Genomic DNA, 6,951 nt, shown 5'->3' with positions numbered 1-6,951 from the left:
CCAGGCGGGCCCCGGCGAGGCTCGGCACGGCGGCCACGCAGGGCGGCCCGGTGCGCCGCGAGAGAGACCTCGACCGGGTCGACCGGTCGCCGGCCCGACCCGCCGTGCCGGGCGGCCGGCGGGACGGACGCCCCCGCGTCCTCCGTCGTCGTCGCGCCGTCCGACAGCGCGGCCCAGCCGGCCGTCCCCGGGGTGACCGCGAAGAAGACCGTGACGCCGGCGTGGGCCACCTCGGCCAGCAGGTGCAGCTCGGCGGCGGTGAAGGCCTGGTCCGCGGAGATCACGAAGAGCAGCGCGCCGGCCCGGCCGACCGCGTCCAGCAGCACCCGTCCCCCGGCGACGCCGAGCGACCCGGTGTCCGGCGTGTCGAGCACGGCGAAGTGCCGCAGCAGCGGGTCGGGGACGCTCAGCTCCACCCGGCGCGGCGGGCGGGCCAGCGCCGGACCGGCGGCCAGCGGGTCCGCGCCGTACGAGTGCGGCTGCCGGTAGCCCGGCACGTACGCCGCGCGGGTCGGCACCCGAGCGTGGTTGACCAGCAGGCAACTGCCGGCGGGCACCGCGAGCATCCCCGGTTCGAGCCCGAGCAGGGCGGCCAGCACCTGCCGGCGGCCCGCGCCGGCCGGACCGGCGGCCACCACGGCCAGCGGCTCGTCCGGGCCCGGGCTGGTCACCCCGACCCGGGTGGGCAGCGGGGCGCACCGCGGCGGCTCGGCCGACCCACCCGGATCGGGCACGTCGACCGCGCGGAGAGGACCCGGCTTCATCAAGCGGCCTCCCGGTCGGGCGACCGGAATCTTGGCCGGCCGCGTGGGAACTCCGGTGGTGCAAACCGGATGCCGGAAGAGTACGGCGGGGCCTACTGCCGGCCGCACACTTCGGATACTCACCGGTAATCAACAGGTTACTCAACTTCGCTACGTGACGGTACGCGCGCGGACGGATTACCGTCGATATGCTGCTGCGATGAGCCGGTGGGACTTCGTGGGCCGCACGGATGAGCTCAACCGTCTGCTGTCGGCGGTCGGCAGCCCGGAGGGGCGTGGACTGCTCTTCAGCGGCAGCGCGGGGGTCGGCAAGAGCCGGCTGCTGCGCGAGGGCGTCGCGGCCCTGCCCACCGACCGGTACGCCATCTGGTCGGTCTCGGCCAGCGCCACCACCGCCGCGCTGCCCTTCGGCGGGCTGGTCCAGGTGCTCCCGGCCGACCAGCCCCAGGGCCTCTCCCCCGCCGGCATCCTGCGCTGGGCCGTGGACGTGCTGCAGGGACAGGCGGCCGGGCGACGCATCGTGCTCGCGATCGACGACGTGCACCTGCTCGACCCGCCCTCGGCGGCGCTGGTGCACCTGATCTCCCGGGCCGAGAACGCCACCGTGCTCGGGACGCTGCGCAACGGCGAGCAGATCCCGCTGCCGATCCGCGCACTCTGGACCGACGACCTGGTCGACCTGGTCGAGCTGGGCCCGCTGAACCCCGTCGAGACCACCGGGCTGCTCGCCGCGATCCTCGGCGGGCCGGTCGACGCCGGGTCGGCCGAGCGGCTGTACCGGCTCACCGCGGGCAACGCGCTGCTGCTGCGCGAGCTGGTGCTGGCCGCCACCGGTGGCGGCGAGCTGACCCGCACGTACGGGATCTGGAAGTGGACCGGCCGGCTGGAGCTGGCGCCGAGCCTGACCGACCTGATCGACACCCGGATCGGCCAGCTCACCCCCGGCGTCCGGTCGGTGGTCGAGCTGGTCGCGTTCGGTGAGCCGCTCGGCCTGCAACTGCTGGAGCGGGCGGTGGAGCCGACCGACGTGGAGACCGCCGAGGAACGCGGCCTGATCAGCCTGGTGCTCGACGACCGGCGGCTGAACGTGCGGCTCGCCCACCCGCTGTACGGCGAGGTGATGCGCCGGCAGTGCCCGGTGAGCCGGACCCGCCGGCTCCAGGCGACCCTGGCCGACCTGCTGGAACAGGTCGGCAAACGGCGACGCGACGACCTGCTCCGGGTAGCGGTGTGGCGACTGGACTCGGGCACCGCGCAGGACCCGGCCCTGCTGCTCGACGCGGCGGCCCAGGCCTTCGGCCGGTACGACGTGCCGTTGGCGACCCGGCTGGCCCGGGCGGCGCTGGAGGCCGACGGCGGGTTCGACGCCGCCGAACTGCTCGCCACCATCTTGATGTTCGCCGACCGGCCGGACGAGGCGATCGAGGTGCTCGACTCGGTCTCCGCGGACGTCCGCTCCGACCGGCGGCGCAGCCGCTGGCTGACCGTGCGCGGCATGGTCAGCTACTGGGGGCTGAGCCGGGAGTCCACGGTGGAGGAGATCGCCGCCCGGAGCGGGGAGCTGACCGACCTGGCCGACCTGGCCCGGGTCCGCGCCTTCGAGGCCATCATGCGGCTGCACCGGCTGGACACCGCCGTCGCCCTGCGGCTGGCCCGGGCCGTGCTGGACCGCCCGGCCGCCTCGGTGGCCGCCCGGGAGCTGGCCCGGTGCACCATCGCCCACCTTCAGGCCGCCCAGGGCCGGTTCCGGCGCAGCGCGACCGCGATCGCCCGGGTGCAGGCCGAGGCGGGGCGCTGGCGGGGCGACATGCCGTACCTCCAGCTCGCCATGGAGCTGGCCCGGGGCACCCGGCTCGCGCTCTCCGGTGACCTGGCCGGCATCGACGCGATCGTGGCCGACGAGTTCGCCGACCTCGCGGGCGCCGGCGACTTCCGGCTGGGCACCGGCTACCTGGCCATTCTTCAGGCGTACGCGGCGCGGCTGCGCGGGCAGAGCGACGAGGCGTTGAAGACCAGCCTCGGCGCCTGCGCCGTGCTCGCCACCAGCCGGGTGTACGCCGGGCTGGCGCACGCCGAACGCGCCCAGGCGGCGGCGCTGCGCGGCGACGCGGCGCACGCCGCGGAGGCGATGGCCGAGGCGGACCGCACCCAGGCCCCCGGGATGGCGGTGCTCTACCCCTGGCTGGAGCAGGCCCGTGGGGCGGTGCTCGCCGCCAGCGGCGACCTGCCGGGCGCGACCAAGCACCTCGGCCAACTCGCCGACCGGCTCCGCGCGGACGGGCTCACCGGTCACGAGGTGCTGGTCCTGCTCGACCTGGTCCGGCTGGACCAGGCCGCCGCCCAGGTCGGCCCGACCTGTACCGACGGCGGTCGGCGTACGGTGGCGCAGCGCCTGGCCGAGCTCTCCGAGCAGGTCGACGGCGTGCTGCCGCCGCTGCTCGCCCGGTACGCCCGCGCCGCCATGGCGGACTCCACCACCGACCTGCTCGCCGTCGCCGACGGCCTGGCCCGGCTCGGGCTGACCGTCTATGCCGCCGAGGCGGTGGCGATGGCGCTGCACCGGCTGCGGCAGAGCCGCTCCGCCAGCATCGGCCCGGCCCGGGAGCGGCTCGCCACCCTGCTGGGCAGCTGCGACCGGATCTCGACCCCGGCGCTGCAGCGGCTCCGGCCGACGTTGAGCGACCGCGAGTGGGAGGTGGCTCGCCTCGCCGCCGACGGGGTGACCAGCCGGGCCATCGCGGAGCGGCTCTACCTGTCCAGCCGGACGGTGGAGAACCACCTCCAGCGCGTCTACAGCAAGCTGGGCGTGGCCGGGCGGGCCGAGCTGAAGGACGTCCTCCGGTCGATGCCGGGCCACGACGGCGGCGATTCCGCCTGAACTCTAGGCTGGACCGGTGAGCACCCTTCGCCCCGCGCTGCTGACCGACCACTACGAGCTGACCATGGTCAGCGCCGCCCTGCGGGACGGGACAGCCGACCGCCGCTGCGTCTTCGAGGTGTTCAGCCGGCGGCTGCCGGCGGGCCGCCGCTACGGCGTGGTCGCCGGCACCGGACGGCTGGTCGACATGATCCGGGACTTCCGGTTCGACGCCGACGAGGTCGACTTTCTGCGCCGCACCGGCGTGGTGGACGACCGGGCCGCCGACTGGCTGGCCGACTACCGCTTCACCGGCGACGTCGACGGGTACGCCGAGGGCGAGCTCTTCTTCCCCAACTCCCCGATCCTCACCGTCTCCGGCGGCTTCGCCGAGTGCGTGGTGCTGGAGACGCTGGTGCTGTCGGTGCTCAACCACGACTGCGCGGTCGCCGCGGCGGCCGCCCGGATGGTCACCGCCGCCCGGGGTCGGGCGTTGATCGAGATGGGGTCCCGCCGGGCGCACGAGGAGGCGGCGGTGGCCGCAGCCCGGGCGGCGTACCTGGCCGGTTTCCGGTTCACCTCGAACCTGGCCGCCGGCCAGCGGTACGGCATCCCCACCGCCGGCACCGCCGCGCACGCGTTCACCCTGCTGCACGACGACGAGAAGGCGGCGTTCGCCTCGCAGGTCGCCACGCTGGGCAAGGACACCACGCTGCTGGTCGACACGTACGACATCAGCCAGGGCATCCGCAACGCGATCGAGGTGGCCGGTCCGGAGCTGCGGGCCGTCCGGATCGACTCCGGCGACCTGGCGGTGATCGCCCAGCAGTCCCGGGAGCTGCTCGACTCGCTCGGCGCCACCGAAACCAAGATCATCGTCTCGGGCGACCTCGACGAGTACTCGATCGCCTCGCTCGCCGCCGAGCCGGTCGACATGTACGGCGCCGGCACCGCCGTGGTGACCGGCTCCGGCGCGCCCACCGCCGGCCTGGTCTACAAGCTGGTCGAGGTGGACGGGCGGCCGGTGGTCAAGCGCTCCGAGCACAAGGCCACCATCGGCGGCCGGAAGGTGGCGGTACGCCGGCACAAGCCGACCGGCACCGCCACCGAGGAGATCATCGTGCCGCAGGGCGTACCGGACCGGCACCCCAACGACCGGCTCCTCCAGCGCTCGTTCGTGGTCGACGGCGAGCCGGTGGCGCTGCCGACGCTGGACGAGTCGCGGGAGCACCTGCGGGAGTGCCTGATCTCCATCCCGTGGGAGGGCCTGAAGCTTTCCGGCGGCGACCCGGCCGTCCCGGTGACCGTCGTACCCGCGACCTGACGAAGGAGTGTTCCGGTGAGCAACGCGCTGATCATCGTGGACGTGCAGAACGACTTCTGCGAGGGTGGCGCCCTCGCGGTGGCCGGCGGGGCCGGCGTGGCAGCCGGCATCTCCCGGCTGCTCGCCGCCGAGCCGGACCGGTGGGACCACGTGGTCGCCACGAAGGACTACCACGTCGATCCGGGCGCCCATTTCGGCGACCCGCCCAACTTCGTCGACTCCTGGCCCCGGCACTGCGTGGTCGGCACCCCGGGCTCCGAGTTCCACCCCAACCTGGAGACCGGGCGGGTGGAGGCGATCTTCCACAAGGGCGAGCACGCGGCCGCGTACTCGGGCTTCGAGGGGCACGCCGACGACGGCGAGTGCCTGGCCGACTGGCTGCGCCGGCACGGGGTGGACCGGGTCGACCTGGTCGGCATCGCCACCGACCACTGCGTCCGGGCCACGGCCCTCGACGCCGCCCAGAAGGGTTTTGACACCACGGTGCTGCTGGACCTGACGGCCGGCGTCGCGCGGGACACCACCGACATGGCGCTGCGGACGATGGACGGCGCCGGGGTCGCCATGGTCGGCCGGCCTGTGATCAGCACCGCTTGACCAGGTAATCGCTTGCGGCTGTCGTACCCCCGGTCAAGGATGGCGCCGGAGGTACGGACCGTCGTGAACTTGAAGCCTTACCGGCAGGCACTCGCCCTGCCCGGTCTCCGGTCGCTGCTGCTGGTGTCGGTGCTGGCGCGCATCCCGCTCACCGCGACCGGGGTGACGCTCACCTTCTACGTCGTGCTCGACCTCGGCCGGGGATACGGCGCGGCCGGCCTGGTCGGCGCCGCGTCGACCGTCGGCGCCGCGCTGGGCTCGCCGCTGCTCGGCCGGCTGGTGGACCGGCGCGGCCTGCGACCGGTGCTCGCCCTGACCACCGTCGCCGAGGCGGTCTTCTGGGCCAGCGCCCCCACGCTGTCCTACCCGGTGCTGCTGCCGGCCGCGTTCCTGGCCGGGCTGCTCGCCCTGCCGGTCTTCTCGGTGGTCCGCCAGTCGGTGGCCGCGCTGGTCCCGGCCGAACGCCGGCGCCCGGCGTACGCGCTGGACTCGATGTCGGTCGAGCTGTCGTTCATGGTCGGCCCGGCGCTGGCCGTGGCGCTGGCCACCGCCATCTCCCCGCGCACCACCCTCTGGGCGGTCGGCGCCGGGATCGTCGCCTCCGGCGTCGCGTTCTGGCTGTTGAACCCGCCCACCCGCAGCGCCGACGAGCCGGCGGGCCCGCACCGGAAGGTGTCCCGCCGAGAATGGCTCACGCCCCGGCTGCTCGCCGTGCTGGCGGTGAGCCTCGCCGCCACCCTGGTGCTCGGCGGCACCGACGTCGCGGTGGTCGCCGTGCTGCGGGCCAGCGGCGAGGTCGGCTGGACCGGCGTGGTGCTGGCCATGTGGGCGGTCGCGTCGCTGGTCGGCGGCTTCGCGTACGGGGCGGTCAGCCGATCGTTCTCGCCGCTGGCGCTGATGGCCGCGCTCAGCCTCTGCACCATCCCGGTCGGGCTGGGCGGTTCGCACTGGTGGCTGCTCTGCCTGGCACTCGTCCCGGCCGGGCGCTCTGCGCCGACCATCGCCGCCACCTCCGACGCGGTGAGCCGGCTCGCCCCCGCCGGCGTACGCGGCGAGGCGATGGGCCTGCACGGCTCCGCGGTCACCGTCGGCATCGCGGTGGGCGCCCCGCTCGCCGGCGCGGTGATCGACGCCTCGGCGCCCCTCTGGGGCTTCGCGGTCACCGGTGCCATCGGCGCGCTGGTCGCCCTCGTCGTGCTCCCCGTCGAGCTGCGCCACCGCCGGGAGACCCTCGGCGAGGCCGCCCCCGCCGAGCTGGCCGCCGCCACCACCTGACCCACCGTCCGCTCCCCCCACCGCCGCCACGCCCCGCGGCTGATCGCACAACTTCCGGGAAGTGCCGGCTTCGAACCGCCCCAACTTCCCGGAAGTTGCGGTCGGCCACGGACGCCCGCCCCTGCGAGGCCCGC

The 6,951-nt window shown here is 75.0% G+C and carries 4 protein-coding genes and 1 pseudogene; 4 read left to right on the top strand and 1 reads right to left on the bottom strand.

Going from position 1 to position 6,951, the window contains the following annotated elements; translation table 11 throughout:
• A pseudogene (locus JNW87_RS32135) lies at nucleotides 1-764 on the bottom strand (hypothetical protein); the annotation flags it as partial.
• Nucleotides 765-963: 199 nt separating this feature from the next.
• Between JNW87_RS32135 and JNW87_RS32130 the strand changes: the two are divergent.
• The 4 genes from JNW87_RS32130 to JNW87_RS32115 are packed head-to-tail and all read left to right on the top strand — an operon-like array spanning nucleotide 964 to nucleotide 6,817.
• Nucleotides 964-3,642 (top strand): LuxR family transcriptional regulator, encoded by a 2,679-nt coding sequence (locus tag JNW87_RS32130; protein ID WP_238454967.1) that lies wholly within the window; start codon nucleotides 964-966, stop codon nucleotides 3,640-3,642.
• 16 nt (nucleotides 3,643-3,658) lie between these two features.
• Complete coding sequence (locus JNW87_RS32125; protein WP_109802095.1) at nucleotides 3,659-4,945, top strand: nicotinate phosphoribosyltransferase; 1,287 nt, start codon at nucleotides 3,659-3,661, stop codon at nucleotides 4,943-4,945.
• A 15-nt stretch (nucleotides 4,946-4,960) separates the two neighbouring features.
• On the top strand, nucleotides 4,961-5,542 hold the full coding sequence (locus JNW87_RS32120) for an isochorismatase family protein (protein WP_109802096.1): 582 nt from the start codon (nucleotides 4,961-4,963) through the stop codon (nucleotides 5,540-5,542).
• 39 nt (nucleotides 5,543-5,581) lie between these two features.
• Nucleotides 5,582-6,817, top strand: coding sequence for an MFS transporter (locus tag JNW87_RS32115; protein ID WP_238454968.1), 1,236 nt, complete (start codon nucleotides 5,582-5,584; stop codon nucleotides 6,815-6,817).
• Nucleotides 6,818-6,951: the final 134 nt, after the last annotated feature.

Source organism: Micromonospora sp. ATA51 (assembly GCF_016802855.1).
GTDB classification, from domain to species: Bacteria; Actinomycetota; Actinomycetes; order Mycobacteriales; family Micromonosporaceae; genus Micromonospora; species Micromonospora sicca.
Note: the sequence above shows the minus strand (reverse complement) of the source record. Positions and strands in the feature narration are given on the sequence as shown.